Annotated in this window: 18 protein-coding genes and 1 riboswitch; of the genes, 10 read left to right on the forward strand and 8 right to left on the reverse strand. The window is 62.6% G+C overall.

What is annotated here, in order from left to right:
* The first annotated feature begins 51 nt into the window (after positions 1-51).
* The 10 genes from B5G42_RS02410 to B5G42_RS02455 all read left to right on the forward strand — a co-directional run bounded on the left by B5G42_RS02410 (position 52) and on the right by B5G42_RS02455 (position 7,971).
* Complete coding sequence (locus B5G42_RS02410; RefSeq protein WP_087266297.1) at positions 52-1,077, forward strand: molybdopterin-binding protein; 1,026 nt, start codon at positions 52-54, stop codon at positions 1,075-1,077.
* A 2-nt stretch (positions 1,078-1,079) separates the two neighbouring features.
* The gene (gene glp / locus B5G42_RS02415) at positions 1,080-2,276 is read left to right on the forward strand and encodes a molybdopterin molybdotransferase MoeA (RefSeq protein ID WP_087266299.1); all 1,197 of its coding nucleotides are present in this window, start codon (positions 1,080-1,082) and stop codon (positions 2,274-2,276) included.
* Positions 2,277-2,308: 32 nt separating this feature from the next.
* Positions 2,309-2,788 carry a cyclic pyranopterin monophosphate synthase MoaC gene (moaC, locus tag B5G42_RS02420; RefSeq protein WP_087266301.1) on the forward strand — a complete coding sequence of 160 codons (480 nt, stop codon included), beginning with the start codon at positions 2,309-2,311 and terminating at the stop codon, positions 2,786-2,788.
* Positions 2,781-3,284: a molybdopterin-guanine dinucleotide biosynthesis protein B gene (mobB, locus tag B5G42_RS02425; RefSeq protein ID WP_242961105.1), complete on the forward strand. Its 504-nt coding sequence runs from the start codon at positions 2,781-2,783 to the stop codon at positions 3,282-3,284. The genes moaC and mobB overlap by 8 nt, the downstream gene beginning before the upstream one ends.
* Positions 3,277-4,251 carry a GTP 3',8-cyclase MoaA gene (gene moaA / locus B5G42_RS02430; RefSeq protein ID WP_087266305.1) on the forward strand — a complete coding sequence of 325 codons (975 nt, stop codon included), beginning with the start codon at positions 3,277-3,279 and terminating at the stop codon, positions 4,249-4,251. Before mobB ends, moaA begins: the two co-directional genes overlap by 8 nt.
* 4 nt (positions 4,252-4,255) lie before the next feature.
* A complete protein-coding gene (locus B5G42_RS02435) occupies positions 4,256-4,693 on the forward strand; it encodes an MOSC domain-containing protein (RefSeq protein WP_087187394.1) in 438 nt (145 codons plus the stop codon).
* Positions 4,694-4,695: 2 nt separating this feature from the next.
* Positions 4,696-5,181 (forward strand): MogA/MoaB family molybdenum cofactor biosynthesis protein, encoded by a 486-nt coding sequence (locus B5G42_RS02440; protein WP_087266307.1) that lies wholly within the window; start codon positions 4,696-4,698, stop codon positions 5,179-5,181.
* A 3-nt stretch (positions 5,182-5,184) separates the two neighbouring features.
* A riboswitch (molybdenum cofactor riboswitch) is annotated at positions 5,185-5,303 on the forward strand.
* On the forward strand, positions 5,296-6,162 hold the full coding sequence (modA, locus tag B5G42_RS02445) for a molybdate ABC transporter substrate-binding protein (protein WP_087266309.1): 867 nt from the start codon (positions 5,296-5,298) through the stop codon (positions 6,160-6,162). It overlaps the preceding riboswitch by 8 nt.
* Positions 6,163-6,217: 55 nt before the next feature.
* Positions 6,218-6,916: a molybdate ABC transporter permease subunit gene (gene modB / locus B5G42_RS02450; RefSeq protein WP_087266311.1), complete on the forward strand. Its 699-nt coding sequence runs from the start codon at positions 6,218-6,220 to the stop codon at positions 6,914-6,916.
* Entirely contained in the window at positions 6,916-7,971 is a 1,056-nt protein-coding gene (locus tag B5G42_RS02455; protein WP_087266313.1) for a sulfate/molybdate ABC transporter ATP-binding protein, read from the forward strand. The genes modB and B5G42_RS02455 overlap by 1 nt, the downstream gene beginning before the upstream one ends.
* Positions 7,972-8,006: 35 nt before the next feature.
* Here B5G42_RS02455 and B5G42_RS02460 read toward each other — a convergent pair whose 3' ends face one another.
* The 8 genes from B5G42_RS02460 to B5G42_RS02495 form a co-directional block, all read right to left on the reverse strand.
* Positions 8,007-8,636: a YigZ family protein gene (locus B5G42_RS02460; protein WP_087266315.1), complete on the reverse strand. Its 630-nt coding sequence runs from the start codon at positions 8,634-8,636 to the stop codon at positions 8,007-8,009.
* The gene (locus tag B5G42_RS02465) at positions 8,633-9,166 is read right to left on the reverse strand and encodes a GNAT family N-acetyltransferase (RefSeq protein WP_087266317.1); all 534 of its coding nucleotides are present in this window, start codon (positions 9,164-9,166) and stop codon (positions 8,633-8,635) included. Before B5G42_RS02465 ends, B5G42_RS02460 begins: the two co-directional genes overlap by 4 nt.
* A 13-nt stretch (positions 9,167-9,179) precedes the next feature.
* The gene (gene hflX / locus B5G42_RS02470; protein WP_087266319.1) at positions 9,180-10,472 is read right to left on the reverse strand and encodes a GTPase HflX; all 1,293 of its coding nucleotides are present in this window, start codon (positions 10,470-10,472) and stop codon (positions 9,180-9,182) included.
* Between the two features lie 34 nt (positions 10,473-10,506).
* Positions 10,507-11,010 carry a flavin reductase family protein gene (locus B5G42_RS02475; RefSeq protein WP_087266321.1) on the reverse strand — a complete coding sequence of 168 codons (504 nt, stop codon included), beginning with the start codon at positions 11,008-11,010 and terminating at the stop codon, positions 10,507-10,509.
* A 118-nt stretch (positions 11,011-11,128) separates the two neighbouring features.
* Positions 11,129-11,335, reverse strand: coding sequence for a 50S ribosomal protein L31 (gene rpmE / locus B5G42_RS02480; RefSeq protein WP_007489589.1), 207 nt, complete (start codon positions 11,333-11,335; stop codon positions 11,129-11,131).
* 128 nt (positions 11,336-11,463) lie between these two features.
* On the reverse strand, positions 11,464-15,021 hold the full coding sequence (gene addA / locus B5G42_RS02485; protein ID WP_087266323.1) for a helicase-exonuclease AddAB subunit AddA: 3,558 nt from the start codon (positions 15,019-15,021) through the stop codon (positions 11,464-11,466).
* A gap of 44 nt (positions 15,022-15,065) precedes the next feature.
* A complete protein-coding gene (locus B5G42_RS02490) occupies positions 15,066-16,481 on the reverse strand; it encodes an alanine/glycine:cation symporter family protein (protein WP_343286682.1) in 1,416 nt (471 codons plus the stop codon).
* A 124-nt stretch (positions 16,482-16,605) separates the two neighbouring features.
* Complete coding sequence (locus tag B5G42_RS02495) at positions 16,606-19,923, reverse strand: PD-(D/E)XK nuclease family protein (protein WP_087266327.1); 3,318 nt, start codon at positions 19,921-19,923, stop codon at positions 16,606-16,608.
* Positions 19,924-20,020 lie beyond the last annotated feature (97 nt).

Genomic DNA, 20,020 nt, shown 5'->3' on the forward strand with positions numbered 1-20,020 from the left:
GAGGTACCGGATCGGACGGTACCTCTTTTTGTTTACTGGGAGGAACAGATGATGAAACTGATCGATACCCGCGACGCGGTGGGCCATGTGCTCTGCCACGACCTGACCCAGATCATTCGTGGCGTTACCAAGGACGCCCGGTTCCGCAAGGGCCATGTGATCACCGAGGAGGATATCCCGGTGCTGCTGAGCATGGGCAAGGAGCACCTCTATGTGTGGGAGCGCCAGCCCGGGATGCTCCATGAGGACGAGGCCGCCCTCCGCCTTCAGGCCCTGTGCCAGAATGAGCATATGCACGGTACCGCTGTGAAGGAGGGCAAGATCGAGCTCATCGCCGACATCGACGGCCTGTTTCAGGTGGATGTAGAGCGGCTCAACGCCCTCAACGGTGAGGACGAGATCATGATCGCCACCCGCCACACCAACACCGCCGTTCACAAGGGGGACAAGCTGGCGGGCACCCGCATTATCCCTCTGGTCATCGCCGAGGACAAGCTACGGCAGGTGGAGGAGCGAGCCGGCACCGGTCCCATCCTCTCCCTCACCCCCTGGAAGCTGAAAACCTGTGGTCTCATCACTACCGGCAGTGAGGTGGCCAAGGGCCTCATTGAGGACACCTTTACCCCCGTTATCATCGACAAGCTGGCTGCCTACGACATCCAGGTCACGGAGCACTGCCTCCCCGGCGACGACATGGCCGCCATCACCGCCGCCGCCCTGGACTATAAGGCCAAGGGGGTGGACCTGATCCTGTGCACCGGCGGCATGAGCGTGGACCCGGACGACAAGACCCCCAAGGCCATCAAGGACACCGGCGCGGACATCGTGTCCTACGGCGCTCCGGTGCTGCCGGGAGCCATGTTCCTGCTGGGCTACTTTGCCGACGGTACCCCCATTCTGGGCCTGCCTGGCTGCGTTATGTACGCCAAGGCCACTGTGTTCGACCTGGTGCTCCCCCGCATCGCCGCCGGGGTACGGGTCAGTCGCTCTGATCTGAAGGCCCTGGGCCATGGCGGCCTGTGCCTGGGCTGCCCTGAGTGCCACTATCCCATCTGCCCCTTCGGCAAGGGGTGTTGACTATGGTCACGGGCATTTCGCTGGAACAGGCAGTTGAGCTGATAACCGGTAAACTGTCCCCCCTGGGATCGGAGACACTGCCCGCCCTTCAGGCTCTGGGCCGTACCCTGGCATCTGACGTAACTGCCCCTGTTGACCAGCCACCTTTTGACCGCTCCCCTCTGGACGGCTATGCTCTCCGCTCTGCTGACATCGCCGGGGCGGACCGGGACCACCCCATCTGTCTGCCGGTGGTAGATACCCTGTATGCGGGAGATGAAGCAAAATCCCCTCTTCTGCCCGGACAGGCCATCCGCATCATGACGGGAGCCATGCTGCCCCAAGGCTGTGACTGCGTACTCCGTCAGGAGGATACTGACCGAGGCGACCCGGTGTCCATCTACGCCTCTCTCCCCCCTTATAAGAATTATGTCTACCAAGGTGAGGACTACCGGACAGGCAGCCTGCTGCTCCCGGCAGGCACCCGACTGGACGCCGCCGCCCTTGGCGTATTGGCCAGCGCCGGTATCACAGAGGTAGCCGTGCGACGCAGGCCCAAAGTGGGGCTGCTCACCACCGGGGACGAAGTGGTGGAGGCCGGGCAGCCCCTCCCTCCCGGGAAGATCTACGGCTCCAACGGGGCTCTTCTCACCGCCCGGCTGACGGAGCTTGGCATACCTTCTCTTTGCCGCCATGCCGCCGACTCCCCCGCCGCTGTGGCGAAGGCCATGGAGGGAATGCTGGAGGGCTGTGACCTGCTCATCACCACCGGCGGCGTGTCGGTAGGTGACAAGGATATCTTTCATCAGGCCCTCCCCCTGCTGGGGGCGGAGCGGGTATTTTGGAAGGTGGACCTGAAGCCGGGCACCCCGGCTATGTTCTCCCAGTATAATGGTAAGCCGATCCTGTCTCTGTCTGGCAACCCCTTTGCCGCTTTCACCACCTTTGAACTGTTGGCTCAGCCCCTGCTGGCTACGCTTGCGGGAGAGCCCCACCTGCTCCCCCGACGGCAGCAGGCCGTCCTGACCACCCCCTATGACAAACCCAGTCCCCGGCGTCGTTTCCTCCGTGGCCGATACGAGGACGGGCAGGTGACGCTGCCGGTGGGTCACTCCTCCGGCCAGCTGGCCTCCCTGGTGGGGTGCAACTGTTTGGCGGAGCTGCCGGCAGGCACTCCACCGGTGGAGGCTGGACAGGCCATCCAGGTGTGGCTGCTGTGAGCACCTGATATCGATTCTATAAGGAGGTTATTATGGAACCTGCTTTCAATCATTTTGACGAGGCCGGCAACGCCATTATGGTGGATGTGACCGGCAAGGAGCCCACCTATCGCACAGCGGTGGCCGAGGGCACCATCAAAGTCACCCCGCCCATTCTGGCGGCTATCACCGGACGCACCGCCGCCAAAGGCGACGTGCTGGGTGTGGCCCGGGTAGCGGGCATTATGGCCGCCAAGCGCACCTGGGAGCTGATCCCTCTGTGCCATCCCCTGCTGCTCAGCCACCTGTCGGTGGATTTCGAAATTCTGGAAGAGGCCTGCGCCGTGCGGGCCACCTGCACCGTCAAGCTCTCCGGCAAAACCGGCATGGAAATGGAGGCCCTCACCGGCGTCTCTGTAGCCCTGCTTACCATCTACGATATGTGTAAGGCCCTGGACAAGGGGATGGAATTGGGCGGCATCCATCTGGTCCACAAGGAGGGCGGCAAGTCGGGGGTGTATGACCGTGGCTAAGCCCCTGGTAGTGGCGGTGTCCGGGGTGAAAAATTCCGGCAAAACCACCCTCATCGAGGCCATGCTCCCCCTGCTGGCGGAGGCGGGTCTCACTGTGGCAGTAGTCAAACACGACGGCCATTCTTTTGACGCAGACCCGCCCGGTACCGATACCGGCCGCTTTATGGCCGCTGGTGCGGCAGGCACCGCCATCTTTGATGGGGAAAAGTTTAAGATCGTGAAGAAGCAGCCTGTAACAGAGGACTTCCTCATCACGCAATTCCCTGAAGCGGATCTGATCCTGCTGGAGGGCTTCAAGCACACCGGCTGGCCCAAGCTGGAGGTGGTACGGAAGGGCAACTCGGAGGAACCGGTGTCCGACCCGGCCACCCTGCTGGCTCTGGTCACCGATCTGCCTCTGGAGGTACCCGACGTACCGGTGCTGCCCCTGGACCAGCCCCACGAGGCGGCCCGCTTTCTGCTCCGCTTAGTAAAGGAGAGTGGCGGCCATGCTTGACCAATTTGGACGAAACATCCGCTATCTGCGGGTATCGGTCACCGACCGGTGCAATTTGCGCTGCCGCTACTGTATGCCCGAGGAGGGCGTAGAGTGGGTGGACCACAGCGCCATCCTCACCTATGAGCAGATCATCCGCCTGGTGCGTCTGGCCGCCTCTCTGGGGGTGGAAAAGGTGCGCCTCACCGGCGGCGAGCCTCTGGTCCGCAAGGGTCTGGCCAATCTGGTGCAGGAGTTAAAAGCCATCGACGGCATCCGCACCGTCAGCCTTACCACCAACGGGGTACTGCTGGCCAACCAGCTGCCCGACCTTTTGAAGGCCGGGCTGGATGGAGTCAATCTCAGCCTGGACACCCTGGACCGGGCCCAGTTTGCTGCCCTCACCCGGCGAGACGAGCTGCCCCGGGCTTTGGCTGGATTGGAGGCCGCCCTGGCCGCGCCGGGCCTCACCGTTAAGGTCAACTGCGTCCCTTCAGGCGGCAATGACGCCCAGCTGGTGCCTCTGGCCGCGCTGGCAAAGGACCGGGACCTGACCGTCCGCTTCATCGAGCTGATGCCCATTGGTCTGGGGGACACCCTCACTCGCCGCACCGAGGAGGAGGTGCTACGGCAGCTGGAGACCGCCTTCGGCCTCGCCCTTCCTTGCCCCTCCGATGCTCTGGGCGGGCCCAGCCGGAATGTGACCTTTCCCGGCTTTCAGGGCAAGGTGGGCTTTATTAGTGCGGTGTCCCATCAGTTCTGTCAAAGCTGCAACCGGGTGCGGCTCACTGCCACCGGTTTTCTCAAGACCTGTCTGCAATACGACCACGGGGTGGATCTGAAGGCTCTGCTGGACGCTGGCGCCGACGATACGGCCCTGCAAACTGCCATGGCAGACGCTATCAACCACAAACCCGCCAGCCACCACTTCGGCGGACAGCGGGAGGCGGCCGACGAGGGCCGCAACATGAATCAAATTGGAGGATAAGACCATGGGCAAAGTGATCGCTGTCTGTGTCAGTGAACAGAAGGGCACCCAGAAGAAAAATGTGGGCTCCGCCCAGTTCGTGGAGGACTGGGGCATCCAGGGAGACGCCCACGCCGGCAAGTGGCACCGTCAGGTATCCCTGCTCTCTCACGAGCAGGTGGAGGCCTTCCGGGCCAGAGGTGCCGTGGTGGATGACGGTGCTTTTGGGGAAAACCTGGTGGTGGAGGGCTACGACTTCAAGACCCTGCCCATCGGCACCAAATTCAAGTGCAACGACGTGGTGCTGGAGCTGACCCAGGTGGGCAAGCAGTGCCACGCCCACTGTGAGATCTACAAGGTCATGGGCGACTGCATCATGCCCCGGGAGGGCGTATTTACCAAGGTGCTCCATGGGGGCACCATCTCGGTGGGGGACGACCTCACCATCGTGGAGGAGGGCTGAATATGCGGGTAGCCATCATCACCCTCAGCGACTCCGGCTATGCCGGACAGCGGGAGGACAAGAGCGGTCCCGTGATCCGGGAAATGGTGGAGGCGGCAGGTTATGAGGTGGTCCACACCGCCCTGCTGCCCGACGGGCTGGAGCCGCTGGGCGGCGAGCTAAAGCGGTTGTGCGACAACGATCTGGCCGACCTGGTCCTCACCACCGGCGGCACCGGCTTCTCCCCCACTGATCTCACCCCGGAAGCCACCCTAGCGGTCACCGAGCGCCCCGCCCCCGGCATTGCCGAGGCCATGCGGTGGCAGTCCCTCCAGATCACCCCCCGGGCCATGCTGAGCAGGGCGGCGGCGGGCATCCGCAAACAGACCCTCATGGTCAACCTGCCCGGCAGTCCCAAGGCGGTGCGGGAGTGCCTGGAGTTCATTCTTCCCTCTCTGGCCCACGGCCTGGAGATTTTAAGGGGGACTACGGGTAACTGCGCCCGTTAAGATAAGTCCTGAATTCTTCGAGCCCGTAACGCCTAAAACCTTTGATGTCATGGCGGCGGGCCGGGGCGCTCCTGGAAACGGGATCGCCTACCATTTTGTAAAGGAGAATGCAGTATGAAAAAAATCGTATCCCTGGTCCTGTCCCTATCATTGATCCTGGCGTTAGCCGCCTGCGGCGGCAATTCCGGTGCCGCCCAGAGCCCCGCTCAGAACAGCGAGACTCCCACCCCCGCTCAGTCCGAAGAGGTGGAAGTGGTGGTGTTCGCCGCCGCCTCCATGGAGGCCACACTCACTCAGATCGCCGACCTGTACAAAGAGGTGGCTCCCAACGTGAAGCTCACCTTCACCTTTGACTCCTCCGGCACCCTCAAGACCCAGATCGAAGAGGGCGCTGTGTGCGACCTGTTTATCTCCGCCGCTCAGAAGCAGATGAACCAGCTGGACAGCACCGATACCACCGGCACCAATGAGGGGCTGGACTTCGTGCAGTCCGACACCCGCATCAACTTTGTGGAGAATAAGGTGGTGCTGGCGGTACCTGACGACAACCCCAAGGACATCCAGTCCTTCTCCGATCTGGCCACCGACAAGCTGTCCCTGCTCTGCCTGGGCAACGACGACGTGCCCGTGGGGGCCTACTCCCTCCAGATTCTGGACACCCTGGGCATCGACATCGCCGCCCTGGAGGACGCCGGCAAGGTGACCTACGCCTCCAACGTATCCGAGGTGGCCAATCAGGTAAAGGAGGGCGCTGTTGACTGCGGCATCATCTACGCAACCGACGCCTTTACCTATGAGCTCAACGTAGTGGATCAGGCCACCGCCGAGATGTGCGATCAGGTCATCTACCCCGCCGCCGTCATGAAGTGCGGCGGCAGCGAGGCCAGCCAGGCCGCCGCCCAGGCCTTCCTGGACTATCTGCACACCGACGCCGACGCCATCGCCGTGCTGGAGGGCGTGGGATTTACCGTCATTCAGTAAACGCAAGGGCCTGCCGCCGTGCGGCAGGCCCATTTGATAAGGCAGGTGATCGGTTCTGGATCTCTATCCCCTTTTGAATTCCCTGCGCATTGCCGCCATTTCCACGGTGCTTATCTTCTTCCTGGGCATTCTGGCGGCCTACTATGTGGCCAAGCTGCCCCGGCTGGTGAAGGGCGTGCTGGACGTGGTCCTCACCCTCCCTCTGGTCCTCCCCCCCACCGTGGTGGGCTATTTCCTGCTGCGGCTGCTGGGCCCCAAGCGGACCATCGGCCTGTGGTTCCTGGAGGTCTTTGACCTGCGGCTGACCATGGTATGGTACTCGGCCATCTTCGCCTCGGCAGTGGTGGCCTTTCCTCTGATGTACCGCACTGCCCGGGGAGCCTTCGAGTCCTTCGACGTGACTCTGGCCCACGCCGCCCGCACCCTGGGCAAGTCCAATACCTGGATTTTCTGGCGGGTCATGATGCCCTACTGCAAGCAGGGCATCATCGCAGGCACCGTGCTGTCCTTCGCCCGTGCTCTGGGCGAATACGGCGCCACCGCCATGATTGCCGGGTACACCCCCGGTAAGACGGCTACCATCTCCACCACGGTGTACCAGCTGTGGCGCACCGGGGATGATGCCGGAGCCATGGTATGGGTACTCATCAACCTGGCCATCTCCGCCGTGGTGCTGCTGTGTGTCAATATGCTGGAGAAAAAGGACCGTCGGCCCCGCCGCCGGGCCGTTCCTGTCTCCGGGGAGGTGGAGTGATGCGGTTACAGGTTAACATTCACAAAGACTTCGGTAAATTCCAGCTGGACTGCTCCTTTGAAACGGAAAGCGGCCAGGTCACCGGCCTGCTGGGTGCCTCCGGCTGCGGCAAGAGCCTCACCCTCAAGTGCATCGCTGGCATCAAAAAACCCGACCGGGGCCGCATTGTGCTGGATGATAAGGTACTCTTCGACTCGGAGCGTCGCATTGGCCTGCCCCCGCAGAAGCGGAAAGTAGGCTATCTCTTCCAGAATTACGCCCTCTTCCCCAACATGACGGTGGCCCAGAACATTGCCGTGGGGGTACAGGACAAAGCCGCCCGAAAAGAGACGGTAAACCGCCTGATCTCCTCCTTCTACCTGGAGGGGCAGGAGCACAAATACCCCCGGCAGCTGTCCGGCGGCCAGCAGCAGCGGGTGGCCCTGGCCCGCATCCTGGCCAGCCAGCCGGAGGTGCTGCTGCTGGACGAGCCCTTCTCCGCCCTGGACAGCTATCTGAAGTGGCAGGTGGAACTGGAGCTGGCCGACATTCTCTCCGCCTTTTCCGGACCGGTGCTCTTCGTCACCCACAACCGGGATGAGGTGCAGCGGCTGTGCCAACAGGTGTGTGTACTGGACAATGGCCGCTCCCAGGCCATGATGCCGGTGCATGAACTCTTTGAGGCTCCCCGCACCCTGTCGGCCTGTCTGCTGTCCGGCTGCAAGAATGTGTCCCGGGCCAAGGCCACAGCGGACGGCAAGGTAGAGGCTCTGGACTGGGGCGTGACCCTGGACCCAGGCCAGCCGCTGCCGGAAGGGCTGACCCATATCGGTGTCCGGGCCCACTACATCAGGCCGGTGGAGGGCCCCGGCCCCAACGCACTCCCCTGCCAGGTGGAGCGGGTGGTGGAGAACGTATTCTCCACGGTGGTCATGCTGTCCACCCCCGGCGGCAGCCAGGGCTTTTCCCGTCTGCGCATTGAGCTGGAGAAGGACCGCTGGGCCGCTCTGTCCCAGCGCGATCCTCTGTGGCTGGAGCTGCCCACCAAAGACCTGCTGCTGCTGACCATCAAATAAAAAGCGTCCCCACGGCGTTGCCGTGGGGACGCTTTTTATTTGATGGGTACTGCCCGGAAGGCTTCTCCCAAAGTCATGGGATCCACACCTCCTGCAGTCATCTCGGTGAGCCGGGCGGCGAAAGCCTCGGTGTTCTCCTCGGGCAGCAGCACATGGACGGTAACGTCGGCGGCGTACTCGCTCTCTCCCAGCACGCCGCCCTGGGCCTCGGCCTCCTGGCGCACCCGCTCGAAGAAGGAGTAGGGGCAGGTCACCGCGGTCTCCACCCACCGGCGCACTACCGAGATCCCGGCGGCATCCAGAGCGTCCTTGGCACTCTGGGTGTAGGCCCGCACCAGGCCGCCCGCCCCCAGCAGCACCCCGCCGAAGTAACGGGTCACCACGCAGCACACGTTGGTGACCTCCTCCCGCTGGAACACGTTGAGCATGGGCTGACCGGCGGTGCCCTGGGGCTCTCCGTCGTCGGAGTAGCGCTCCACGCCGCCTTCCTTGATGCGGTAGCACCAGCAGTTGTGGCGGGCGTCGTAGTACTTCTTCTTCATGGCCTCGATGTAACCCCGGGCCTCCTCCTCGCTCTCCACCGGCCAGACATGGCCGATGAACCGGGAGCGCTTCTCCACAAATTCGGTCTCTGAGGGGGCAGTGGGAATGTAGTATTCGGTCATCTGGCCTCCCACTCCCTTCTGGTAATGGCAAAATAGTGAGCCAGCCGGGTCTCATTCAGCTGCTCCACCGGCTCCACCCGGGACAGGCGGTAGGTCATGCCGCATTTTTGCATCACCCGTTTGGATTTGCGGTTGCCGTCGTAGTAAGCGGCCCAGATAGCGGCATAGCCCAGGTCCACAAAGGAATGGCGGAGGATGGCCTCCACCGCCTCTGGGATCAGGCCCTGGCCCCAGCAGTCCCGAGCCAGGGAGTAGCCCACCTCCTCGCTGGGGGTGCCCAGCTCGGTGCGGTGCTTGCCCACAAACCCGGCGGAGCCGATGAGCCGCCCGTCGGACTTTTGAATCACCGCAAGGGTGTCAGAGGGCAGGAAGATCTCCCGGATTACCCGTAAGCTCTCCGCCTCGTCGGCGTGGGGCTTCCACCCCGCCCAAGGCCCTACCTCCGGGTGGCTGGCATAGGCATACAAATTGGCCGCGTCCTCCTCGGTAAAGGGACGCAGAATCAGGCGCTCGGTCTCCAGTGGTCTCATGGTGTTGCCCTCCTTAATCTTCCCAAAACTCCTTGGGGGGCGTCCAGCCGGACACAATATAGTCCTTTAACCGGCCCAGCTGAATGGGGGTACACACAGCCTCCACCTCAATAGACTCGCCGTAGTCCACCCGCTCCACCTTGGCCTCCCGGTGGAGCAGATCCACAATGCCGCCCTTGTCATAGGGGATGTGGAGCACCACCCGATGGGCGCCGGTGTCCAGCCGGTCGCCGATCTTGCTGAGCAGCTCGTCCAGCCCCTGGCCGGTCCTGGCAGAGATGGACACGATGTCCTCGCCGTGGGGCAAAATCTCGCTGGGGCAGCGGTCGATCTTGTTGAATACGTCGATACGGGGAGTCTGCTCGGCGCCCAGCTCACAGATCAGCTTCTCCACCACCTCAGCCTGCTCCCGCCACTCCGGGTTGGAGGTATCGATGACGTGGAGCAGCAGGTCGGCGTAAGACAGCTCCTCCAGGGTGGCCTTAAAGGCCTCCACCAGATGGTGGGGCAGCTTGCGGATGAAGCCTACCGTATCGCTGAGGAGCACCGTGCAGGTGTCGGAAATCTCCAGGGTGCGGGTGGTGGTATCCAGTGTATCGAAGAGCCGGTTGTTGGCGGGGATGTCCGCCCCGGTCAGCTTGTTGAGCAGGGTGGACTTGCCGGCATTGGTGTAGCCTACGATGGCCACCACCGGCACCTCATTTTTCTCCCGGCGGGAGCGCTGGGTAGCCCGCACCCGGCGCACCTGGTCCAGTTCCTCCCGCAGCTTTTGGATTTTCCGGCGGATGTGCCGCCGGTCAGTCTCCAGCTGAGTCTCACCGGGACCGCGGGTGCCGATGGCGCCCTCCTGCCGCTCCAGGTGGGTCCACATACCTAGCAGTCGGGGCAGCAGGTACTGATACTGGGCCAGCTCTACCTGGAGACGGCCCTCCTTGGTGCGGGCCCGCTGGGCGAAGATGTCCAGAATGAGGGCCGCCCGGTCCAGCACCTGGACCTTCAGGTCCTCAGACAGGGCACGCTGCTGGGAGGGAGACAGGGGGTTGTCCACGATAACCATGTCCGCCCCCATGGCGTCCACCAGTTCCTTTACCTCCGCCACCTTGCCCTCACCGATGAAGGTACGGGGATCGGGGGTATCCTTATTTTGAAACACGGTGCCCACGCACTGGCCGCCCGCCGTCTCCAGCAGGTCGGCCAGCTCCTCCATGGAGGAGTCGTCGGCATTTTCCGCCTCGGACAGGCAGTGGGCGTTGAGGCCCACCAGCACTGCCCGGTTGATTGCTTTTTTCTCTTGGTTTTCTGTCATGTGTCCTCCGATGGGCGCAGGGTGCGCCCCTACGTTATACTTTCCGCAAGACCTCCAGGATCTCGCCGATGAAGATACGGTGATAATCCTTTTCGGGGTACCACTTGCTGTCGATCTCCCTGTCCAGGAAGTGGGTGGGGTCCATGTCCTGCCAGTAGGCCTTCTTGCACACCAGCACCAGGTCGGCCTCCTCAAAGTAGGGGGCGCCCTCCGCCGTGGCAACCGTGAAGCCGCACTCCTTCACCTTATCCACATCCCGGCCGCTCTTGGAACCGCACAGGGCCAGAGCCTTCCGGTACTCCTCTCCAAAGAAGCACAGGGTAAAGGTGTCCTCCCGCTCCACAAACTCCAGGGTGTACCGCTGGGGCCGGATGTAGACCGTAGCCACCGGCTTGCCCCACAGCACCCCCAGGCCGCCCCAGCTGGCGGTCATGGTGTTGCACTGGTCCTTGGTTCCGGCGGTAATGAGCATCCACTGATCCCCGATGAGGGAAAAGACGTTTTGATCCAACGCCTTGGGGTCGATCTTTTCAAACATAGCGCACACCTCCTGTTGTCTCTGCTCTATTATATGTGTCTTTTCGAAAAAAAGAAAGGTGCTAATAGGAGTAAAAAAGGGCCCGTACCGAAACCGGTACGGGCCCTTGTATACGGACTTACTTCTTGTCCAGGCCGAACTTCTTGTTGAAGCGGCTGACACGTCCGCCAGTATCCACCATCTTCTGCTTGCCAGTAAAGAAGGGGTGACACTTGGAGCAAACTTCCACGCGGATGTCCTTCTTGGTAGAGCCGGTCTCGATCACATTACCACAGGCACACTTGATGGTGGTCTGCTCGTAGTTGGGATGGATGCCTTCCTTCATTGTTGTGTTCACCTCTTTCTCGTTCCGGATGAAGCGGCGCAGCAAACCTCCACGCCTTATAAACGCTAGAATATAATAGCACAAAGCCTGGTGGATTGCAACAGTTTTTTTCAGAAATTTTCAAATTGCTACAGATCCACACTCTGGTTCAACGCAAAGAACCACAGCACCCGGCGAATCACCTGTTTCCCAGTGATTTCCGCCAGGGCACGGCTGTAGGCCTCCAGCTGGGGGCGGTAGTGCTCTGCACGTTCCGCCACAGTGCGCTTGGTCACCCGGTCGGTTTTGAAATCCACCACCGTGATGCCCTCCAGGGTCTCATAGTAGCAGTCCACCACGCCCTGGAAGAGCACCTGCTCCTCCTCTCCCGCCTGGGGATAGTAGCGGTTGGCGGGCTCCAGAATGGAGAACTTGAACTCCCGCTGCAGGGAGACGGAGGAGAGCAGCTCCTGCCCCAGGTCCGACTGGAAGAAGGCGGCGATGGGGGCAGGGTCCACCGCTTCCCCCTGCTGGGGGGTGATGTACTGCTGTTCCACCAGGCGGGCTATCTCCGCCCGCACCCCTTCCACCGTCTCGGACCGCTCAAAGTCGATGTACTGGAGCACCTGATGAAGGGCGGTACCCTGCTGAGCGGCGGTGAGACCCATCTCCTCGGCGGCAAACCGGGGCCGTCCAAAGCTGAGAGGTCTGGCAGGCCGTGGGGCCTCCTCCGCCGCCTCCTCGTCCAAAGCCCTGCCCTTCAGCTGAGTAGCGGTAAGCTTGGAGGGAATAGCCACCTCCGCCTCATGGGGATAGGTCCAGCGCAGCAGGTCGGTCAGATCCTCCCCACCTTCTTCCTCTTCCTGCTCCCGCTGCGGAGCTGTCCAGCGGTGAGGCGGCATCTGCGCCAAGGGCGTTCCATCCACAAATCGGATGTCCCACGCCGGACCAAAGGAGGTATCCAAGACCACCTCGTCCTGTCCTGCCGCCCGGCGGAGGGCTCCCGCCTCAGGGCGGCACAGAGCATGGAGCAGCACCCACTGGCCCACACTCTGGCAGGCCAGCAGTACCTGGGGGTCCACCGGATCACCTGCGTCCCCTGCCAGCTTCTCCAGATCCTTCCCCCCTCCGGTGAGGGCCACCGACAGGATCAGCTTCTCTTTGGCACGGGTCATAGCCACATAGAGAAGCCGCAGCTCCTCCGCCATCATCTCCCGCTCCAGCTGGCGGGCAACCGCCATCCGGGCCAGAGTGGGATATTCGATGCCCCGCTCCACGTCCAGACCCTTGGGGCCCACACCCAGCTTGGGGTGGAACAGAATTGGGCGGCTCATGTCCTCCCGGTTGAGCCGCCGGGCCAGACCGCACAGCAGCACCACCGGGAACTCCAGACCTTTGGATTTATGGATACTCATAATCCGCACTCCGCCGCCGGTGCGGCCGGGGGTGGGAGGCATCAGGGTGTTTCCGTTCTCCCTCAGCCGGGTCAGGTAGGTGAGGAACCGGAACAGGCCCTTGTGGCCCTCCCCCTCGAACTGCCGGGCCAACTCGGCCAGGGCCAGCAGGTTGCCCTGCCGGGTCTCTCCCTCCTCCATGGCGCCGAAGATACCCAGCAAATTGGTGCGGTCATAGATGTGCCACAGCAGCTGGTGACTGCTCATGTCCCCTGACCCAAACCGCAGGTCGTCCAGCTCGGCCAAAAAAGCCCGGCTGTCCGCCCCGTCGTCGGCAGCCAGGGCGGCGTAGAAGTCGGTGTCCGGGCTGGCCGAGCGAATTTCAGCCAGCCGGTCGGCGGAGAAGCCGTACACCGGGGAGCGCAGTACCGAGATGAGGGGCACATCCTGCCGGGGATTGTCCACAATCTGGAGCAGGGACAGGGCCACCGAGATCTCGGTGGAGCCGAAGAAGTTCCCGCCCCCCTCGGCCTCCCACAGAATGTCCCGCTCAGCCAGGGCCCGGGCATAGTGGCGGAGCACCGTGTTGGGGGAACGGAGCAGGATCACCATATCGGAGGGACGCACTGGCCGGGTGCCCCCCTCCCCGTCGGATACAGGGAAGTTTTGGTCCAGCAGCTCCTGGATGCGGCGAGCGGCAAACCGGGCCTCCAGCAGGTCCCGGCTCACCTTCTCCGCGCCCTCTTCTCCATCGATATCCCCGTCCAGGGCGTCCAGCTCCACGCAGTAGGTGGAGTCCGGTTGGAAAGGGGCTCCGGGGTAGAGGGCCTGGTCGTCGGAGTACTCCATCTCACCAAAGGGCACCGACATGACGGCCCGGAACAGGTCGTTGCATCCCTCCAGCACCTCGGGCCGGGAACGGAAGTTGCGGGATAGAATGACCCGCCGCTCCTCCCCTTCTCCAGCCTCGGTGTAAGGCTTGAAGGAGCGGTACTTGCCCAGGAAGATGGTGGGGTCGGCCAGACGGAAGCGGTAGATGGACTGCTTCACGTCGCCCACCATAAACAGATTAGTCCCATCTTTGGACAGAGCGGAGAAAATGGCGTTCTGTACCTCGTTGGTGTCCTGGTACTCGTCCACCATGATCTCATCGTACCGGGTGCTCCACTGACGGGCCAGCTCGGTGGGCTGGCCGTCCTCCCCTACCAGCAGGCGTACCGCCATATGCTCCAGATCGGAGAAGTCCACCAGCCCACGCCGGGCCTTCTCGGCGGCATAGGCCTCCTCAAAGTCCCGCACCAGGGCGAACAGCCCCCGCATGGCGGGGTACACCGTCCGCAGGTCAGCCAACAGGTCGTCCCCGCTGTCGGCAAACCAGTCCTCCAGTTTTTCCAGCCGCTTTTTGCAGGCGCTGCGGATGACCTTCACCCGCTCCACGGCGGCGGGGTCATCCACCATCTTCTTCCGTCCCACTGTGGGGAAGGGAATAGGCAGCAGAGCCCGGGCAGCATCCCACCCCTGGCTCGCCGCCTCCACAAACTGCTGTAAGGCCTGGGCGGTCTGGGCTACGCTGTCCCCGTAATTGGCCAGCAGATTGGCGTCCCGCTCACACAGATCCCGGGCCTCCTCCATCCGCCGCCGCCAATAGGCGGCCTGCCCGGCGGCATCAGCCAGCAGCAGCTGCCCCCAGGGTGTCTGCACCGGGTCGGAGATTCCCTCCAGAGCAAAGGTCCGCTCCTGTTCCTCCAGCCAAGCTGCGGGATTGGGGTGGGCCTGGACCCGGCCCCGGATGTCCAGCACGATTTGGATCAGCCGGGCGTCGTCCCGCCCGGCTGACATGGTGTCCACCAACTGGGCAAAATCGCTGTCCATGGCCTCATACCGCCTGTCCAGCACATCGTTGAGGGCGCGGAGCATGAGGATGCCCGCCTCCCCCTCGTCGCACAGCCGGAAATCCGGGTCCAGATCCAGCAGGTGGCCGCACTCCCGCAGCAGTTGGGCACAGAAGGCGTGGATGGTGGAGATGCCCGCCTTGTACACCAGGGTGGCCTGACGGCGCAGGTGGCCGTCGGTGGGCCGCAGAGCCAGCCGGTCGGACAACTCCTGCACAATACGGCTCCGCAGCTCGGCAGCGGCAGCCTTGGTGTAGGTGATGACCAGGAAGCGGTCTACGTCGGCCCCCTCCTCCACCCGGGCCAGCAGACGTTCTACCAGCACCCGGGTCTTACCGGAGCCCGCCGCAGCGGAGACCAGAAGGCCGCCCCCCCGGTTATCTACCGCCGCCTGTTGTTCTTCTGTCAGGGAAAAGGCCATCTGGTTTCCCCCTTTCTATGGGATCGGGTTTTATCTACGGAATATCAGTTCTCCCACTTGCGGGCGTGGGCCTCGTCCCAGATCTGGGGGTCGCCTACGCCCACCTCCTCATAGCGGTATACCGGGTTTTTGCCCGCCTTCTTCTGGTTCACATAATCTTTCAGCACCTTCAGGGCCTTGCCCCCCAGCAGCAGAATGGCCACCAGATTCACCAGCGCCATCAGGCCCATGAGCACATCAGCCAGGTCCCACACCATGGAGAAATTCATCTGGGCACCGATGAAGATGGCCGCCACGCAGGTCAGCCGGAAGATAATCAGGCCGGTCTTGGAGTCACGAATGAATTTAAAGTTGGACTCGGTGTAGTAGTAGTTACCCACCAGGGAACTGAAAGCAAAGAGGAAAATGGAAACGGTAATGAAGATGGGGCCAAAGGAACCCACCTGGGCGTGGACCGCCGCCTGGACAAAGTTCATGCCCTCGCTGTAGGCGTCAATGGGCACCCCGGACAGGAGCAGCATAAAGGCGGTGGTGGAGCAGATCACAATGGTGTCGATGAACACGGACAGCATCTGCACCAGGCCCTGCTTCACCGGATGGGACACATCAGCGGCAGCAGCGGCGTTGGGAGCGGAGCCCATACCGGCCTCGTTGGAGTAGAGGCCCCGCTTGATGCCCTGCATGATGCAGGAGGCGCCGATCCCGGCAAACATGGCCTTGGGATCGAAGGCCTGGGAGAAGATCAGGGAGATCATGTGGGGCACCTGGCCGATGTTCTTAATGGTGATGAAGAGGCCCAAAGCGATATAGATGGCGGCCATCACAGGCACGATGCCGGAGGTGATGGCACTGATGCGGCGCACGCCGCCAAAGATACACACACCGGTGAGGATGGCCAGCACCGCGCCCACCACCATGGGCCAGATGCTGTTGGAGTAGTCGGGCAGATAATACTGGAGGGCGGAACCGGCGTTATAGGCCTGGAGGGCATTGAAGCCGTAGGCAAAACAGGCAATGAGCAGCACGGCGAACACCACGCCGAAGAACCGGCTGCCAAGCGCCTTCTGGATATAGTAGGCCGGGCCGCCTACCCAGTTCTCCCCGTGCTTCTCCTTGTAGCACTGGGCCAGAGTGCTCTCAATGAAAGCGGAGGCGGCACCGATGAGGGCCAGCAGCCACATCCAGAACACCGCGCCGTAGCCGCCGATGAGGGTGGCGGCGATGATGGCGTTGGCCACACCGGCGATGTTGCCGGTACCCACCCGGGAGGCGGTGGAGATCATCAAGGCCTGGAAGGACGAGATATCCTTGCCGTCCTTCTTCTTCTCCCCCAGCACACGGATGGCCTCAGGGAACAGGCGGAACTGGACGCCCTTGGTGCGGATGGTGAAGTAGAGCCCCGCGAAGATAAGCAGGGCAATCAAAATATAGGTGTAGAGGAAGTTGCTTGTGTTGCTCAAAAAGCTTCCAAAAAACGCCATAGAGTTTTAGTTCCTTTCTCTTATCTCTTAAGGAGATTTTGTGCTTGCTCGGTTGGATTTAAACACCAGGCCTTCTATAGCCTGTCCGAAACTGGAGGCAATTTTACTCTTGTTCCACAGCCGCCCAGAACTTCTCGCTCTTGACTGTGGGCAACCACCGCTTTTTATCGTTCCCCCTGCCCTCCTCAAAATGGCAGGCAGCAGCGTAGTCGCACCACTGGCAGGCATTGTGCTCCGGTCCCCGCCAGAAGGGGTCGGCGTTGATGTTGCCTGCCGCCAGTTCCTGACCGATCTCCCGCAGGATATGGTCGGTGTGCCGGGCCAGCTTGCCCAGCCGTTGGGCGGACACCAAGGCCTCGCCGGTGATCTGGCCGCTCTTGTTTACCCGGATAGGCAGGAAACGGATGGGCCCCTCCTCCGGGTCCTCCATAGCGGCCACCACGGCGGGGTCGTCCAGCACCACGCCCTTGCGGCGCAGCTCCGTGTCCACCTTCTTTTGCCGTGCCTCATCGCTCATGGCCCGGCTGCCCGCCACCACTGCGTCTCTGGCGGGCAGGTAAAGGACGCCAGCCCCTGTCACATCTTGATTGTAAAGGTCTTTTCCCTCACGCTCCAGCGTGAAAAGATAGAGCAGCATCTGAAGGCCCATTCCATGCCAGATATCTGTCAAGTCAAATGACTTGCGTCCCGTCTTGTAGTCTACAATTCGCAGGTATAGCCGTCCGTCGTGAACCCAGCCGTCCACCCGGTCCACAAAGCCGGAGATACTGACGGTGATCCCGTCCACATTCAGCTCCACCGGAGGCAAATCTTTGCCGCTGCCGAAGCCCAATTCAAAAGAGATGGGCTGGAACTGAGAGGCCCGCAGCTCCTGGGCCACGTTGTCCACCACGGCGTACACCGACTTGCGAAGGCGGCGGAACAGATATTGGAACCGGGGGCTCTCCCCCTCCAGTCCCCCCAGCTCTTCCTGCACATATTGCTCCACCACCTGATCGGTAATGGCACGCAGTTCCTCGGGCGACACTTCCTTCACGCCCCCTCGCTCCTGGCAGGCTTTGAGGACGTGTTCCAGCACAAAGTGGATAAAGGTACCGTACTCAGGAGCCTGGAACCCGGCGGCCCGCCGGGGCTCCGCCTTCAGTCCGTACTGCATGAAGTAGGAGAAGTGGCAGGCCTTGTACTTGTCCATTCGGGAGGCCGACATGGGCACCCGCCGCCCGTAGAGTACATCCACCGCCGGTCTTGACAGCCGCCCCCGTTCCCGGCAGGCAGCAGAGGTCATCCGCTCCACCAGGGGAGCGTACTCCGGCAGAGCCGTGAGGGCTGCCGCCGCCTGGGGGAACCGTCCAGCCAGCTCCAGCGCAGGCCGTGGGGCCGCCAGGCGGAAGGAACCGTCCAGCCTTCCCTCTTCCACCCGGCGCAGATTGGGCAGCAGGGCTTTCAGCCTTGACACCAGGAAGGCAGGGCGGTGCTCTTCTCCCTGGGCCCCTGCGGCAGACCAGCTGACATAAAACCGTTCCCGAGGCAGGGCGCAGGTCTCATAGACGATGGTCATCTCCCGGTACAGCTTGTCCCCTGTCCGTGGGGCAGGCTCCAGGCCATAGGAGGCCAGCAGGCTGCGGTCATCGTCGCTGAGCAGGCCGGGAGAGGGGGACACCGCCGGGATAGCCCCGTCGTCCACCCCCAGCAGGAACACCGCACGGTAACCCTTGTGAGCCAGCCGGGGCATTTCGCCAGCGTTCACCCGGTCCAGGGACACAGGGATGGAACCCACGTCGTACTGAGAGAGTACCAGAGAGAACAGTCTGGAGAACTCCTCCAGCTCCATGGGGGTATCCCCCAGGATCTGGGCGCACTGTTCCAGACCGCCGCACAAAATGTCCCACAGCTGGGCGTACTCCTCCGCCAGGGCGGCCTGATCCCGCTCTTGCAGTTCCTGGGTCCGCTGTGCCAGACGCTCGGGTACCCCCATAGCCTCCAGCAGGCGGTAGAGAGCCATGGCCTGGCCCTTTCCTGTCTTGTCCGGCTGCTTCCGCAGCTCCTCCAGAGGGGCGGTCACCTGCCGCCGCAGGCCGTTGAGCCGGGCCAGCAGGGCGGTGTCCTCCTCGGTGAATTTGCGCCCATAGCCCTTGGGGTGGTTGGTCCAGTCCTTTTTGCCGGTCCAGGCACTTCCCTCCAGACCCCAGGTCAGGGCATAGTTTTCCAACAGATCTACATCCTCCTGACTCAAATCAGTGAGGCCGGTTTTGAGGCAGCGGAAGAGATCGTCGTACCGGTAGCCCCCGGATACGGTATCCAGTGCCGCAGTAATGAAGGTTAGGATGGGCTTTTCCAGGATGTCACTCATGCGGCTGAGAAATACCGGTACCCCGTAGCGGGCAAACACCGTTTCAATGGTGGGTCCATACCCCTCCATGCTGCGGGCACACACGGCGATGTCCCGGAAGCGATAGCCCTCCTCCCGCACCAGGCGCAGGATCTCCGCCGCCGTCCACTCCACCTCGGAGTAGGGGGTGTTGGCGGTAAAGAGGGTGATTTCCTCCCCACCTTCCTCCAGAGGGGCAGGGCGGGCAGCAAACAGTTGTCCTTCCACATGGGCCAGGGCAACTCTTCGGCCGGTCCGGTCCCCCGTCAGCACCTCCACCTGAGCAGGCACGCCTCGGTCCTTGGCCAGCCGCAGCAACTGCCGGGCAGTACGCCGGGCGGGGGAAAAGATACCGGTACCCCCCTCATCCTCCTCCAGCTGATCGCAGGTCAAGGCCACCGTCACCGAGGCACCCTTATCCAGCAGGGCGGAAAGCATCTGCCGCTCCTGGGGGGTAAAGTCGGTGAAGGCATCCACATAGAAGTCCTTGCCCACCGCCCATTTGGTCCGGGTCAGCTGCTCAGCCAGCCGGGTCAGCTTGTCCCTGGGATCGGCCCACCGTTGGGCGGTCAAGGCCTCATAAGCGCCAAAGATAAGGGAGAGGTCGGTGAGCTTGTCCCCCTCCCCGCCTCCGGTATCGCTGCCAGCCTCCCACAGCTGTTCCGGGGTAATGCAGCAGCTTTTCAATTCGTCCACCGTGGCCAGCAGACTGCTGAGAAAGGCAGGCTTGCGGGAGGGCCGCTGGTAAACCATGAGCTGATCGGACACCGATTTGAGGGCGGTATACAGCAGCAGCAGCCGTCCTCCCTGGTCCAGCGTAGGCGCGGCCAGACCGCCGTGGGCAGAGAACACCCGGTTAGCAAGCCGTGTGAAGGAGAGCACCTCAGCGTGGAGAGAGACCGCGTTTCCGCCAATGGCACACAGCTGCCGTTCCATGTCGTGGGAGTGCTGCTCGGGCACGATGAGAACCTGTGGCCGGGTAGCCGCCCCCATAGCGGTAAGCATGGCGTAGGTCTTGCCGGTGCCCGCCCGGCCCAACAGCATCTTGAGCATGGTACTCCCTCCTTTTTGGTCAGTGGTGAGATTATAGCATATTTACCGCTCCCACACAATGCACCGCGCACAAAAGGGGACTGCCGCAAAGGCGGCA

It is taken from the genome of Flavonifractor sp. An91, assembly GCF_002159225.1.
Taxonomy (GTDB): Bacteria; Bacillota; Clostridia; order Oscillospirales; family Oscillospiraceae; genus Flavonifractor; species Flavonifractor avicola.

Bases quoted from the DNA above. Each gene is read 5' to 3' on its own strand.
- B5G42_RS02410 (WP_087266297.1), top strand. From the start codon at position 52: ATGAAACTGATCGATACCCGCGACGCGGTGGGCCATGTGCTCTGCCAC.
- glp (WP_087266299.1), top strand. From the start codon at position 1,080: ATGGTCACGGGCATTTCGCTGGAACAGGCAGTTGAGCTGATAACCGGT.
- moaC (WP_087266301.1), top strand. From the start codon at position 2,309: ATGGAACCTGCTTTCAATCATTTTGACGAGGCCGGCAACGCCATTATG.
- moaA (WP_087266305.1), top strand. From the start codon at position 3,277: ATGCTTGACCAATTTGGACGAAACATCCGCTATCTGCGGGTATCGGTC.
- B5G42_RS02435 (WP_087187394.1), top strand. From the start codon at position 4,256: ATGGGCAAAGTGATCGCTGTCTGTGTCAGTGAACAGAAGGGCACCCAG.
- B5G42_RS02440 (WP_087266307.1), top strand. From the start codon at position 4,696: ATGCGGGTAGCCATCATCACCCTCAGCGACTCCGGCTATGCCGGACAG.
- modA (WP_087266309.1), top strand. From the start codon at position 5,296: ATGAAAAAAATCGTATCCCTGGTCCTGTCCCTATCATTGATCCTGGCG.
- B5G42_RS02455 (WP_087266313.1), top strand. From the start codon at position 6,916: ATGCGGTTACAGGTTAACATTCACAAAGACTTCGGTAAATTCCAGCTG.
- B5G42_RS02460 (WP_087266315.1), bottom strand. From the start codon at position 8,636: ATGACCGAATACTACATTCCCACTGCCCCCTCAGAGACCGAATTTGTG.
- B5G42_RS02465 (WP_087266317.1), bottom strand. From the start codon at position 9,166: ATGAGACCACTGGAGACCGAGCGCCTGATTCTGCGTCCCTTTACCGAG.
- hflX (WP_087266319.1), bottom strand. From the start codon at position 10,472: ATGACAGAAAACCAAGAGAAAAAAGCAATCAACCGGGCAGTGCTGGTG.
- B5G42_RS02475 (WP_087266321.1), bottom strand. From the start codon at position 11,010: ATGTTTGAAAAGATCGACCCCAAGGCGTTGGATCAAAACGTCTTTTCC.
- rpmE (WP_007489589.1), bottom strand. From the start codon at position 11,335: ATGAAGGAAGGCATCCATCCCAACTACGAGCAGACCACCATCAAGTGT.
- addA (WP_087266323.1), bottom strand. From the start codon at position 15,021: ATGGCCTTTTCCCTGACAGAAGAACAACAGGCGGCGGTAGATAACCGG.
- B5G42_RS02495 (WP_087266327.1), bottom strand. From the start codon at position 19,923: ATGCTCAAGATGCTGTTGGGCCGGGCGGGCACCGGCAAGACCTACGCC.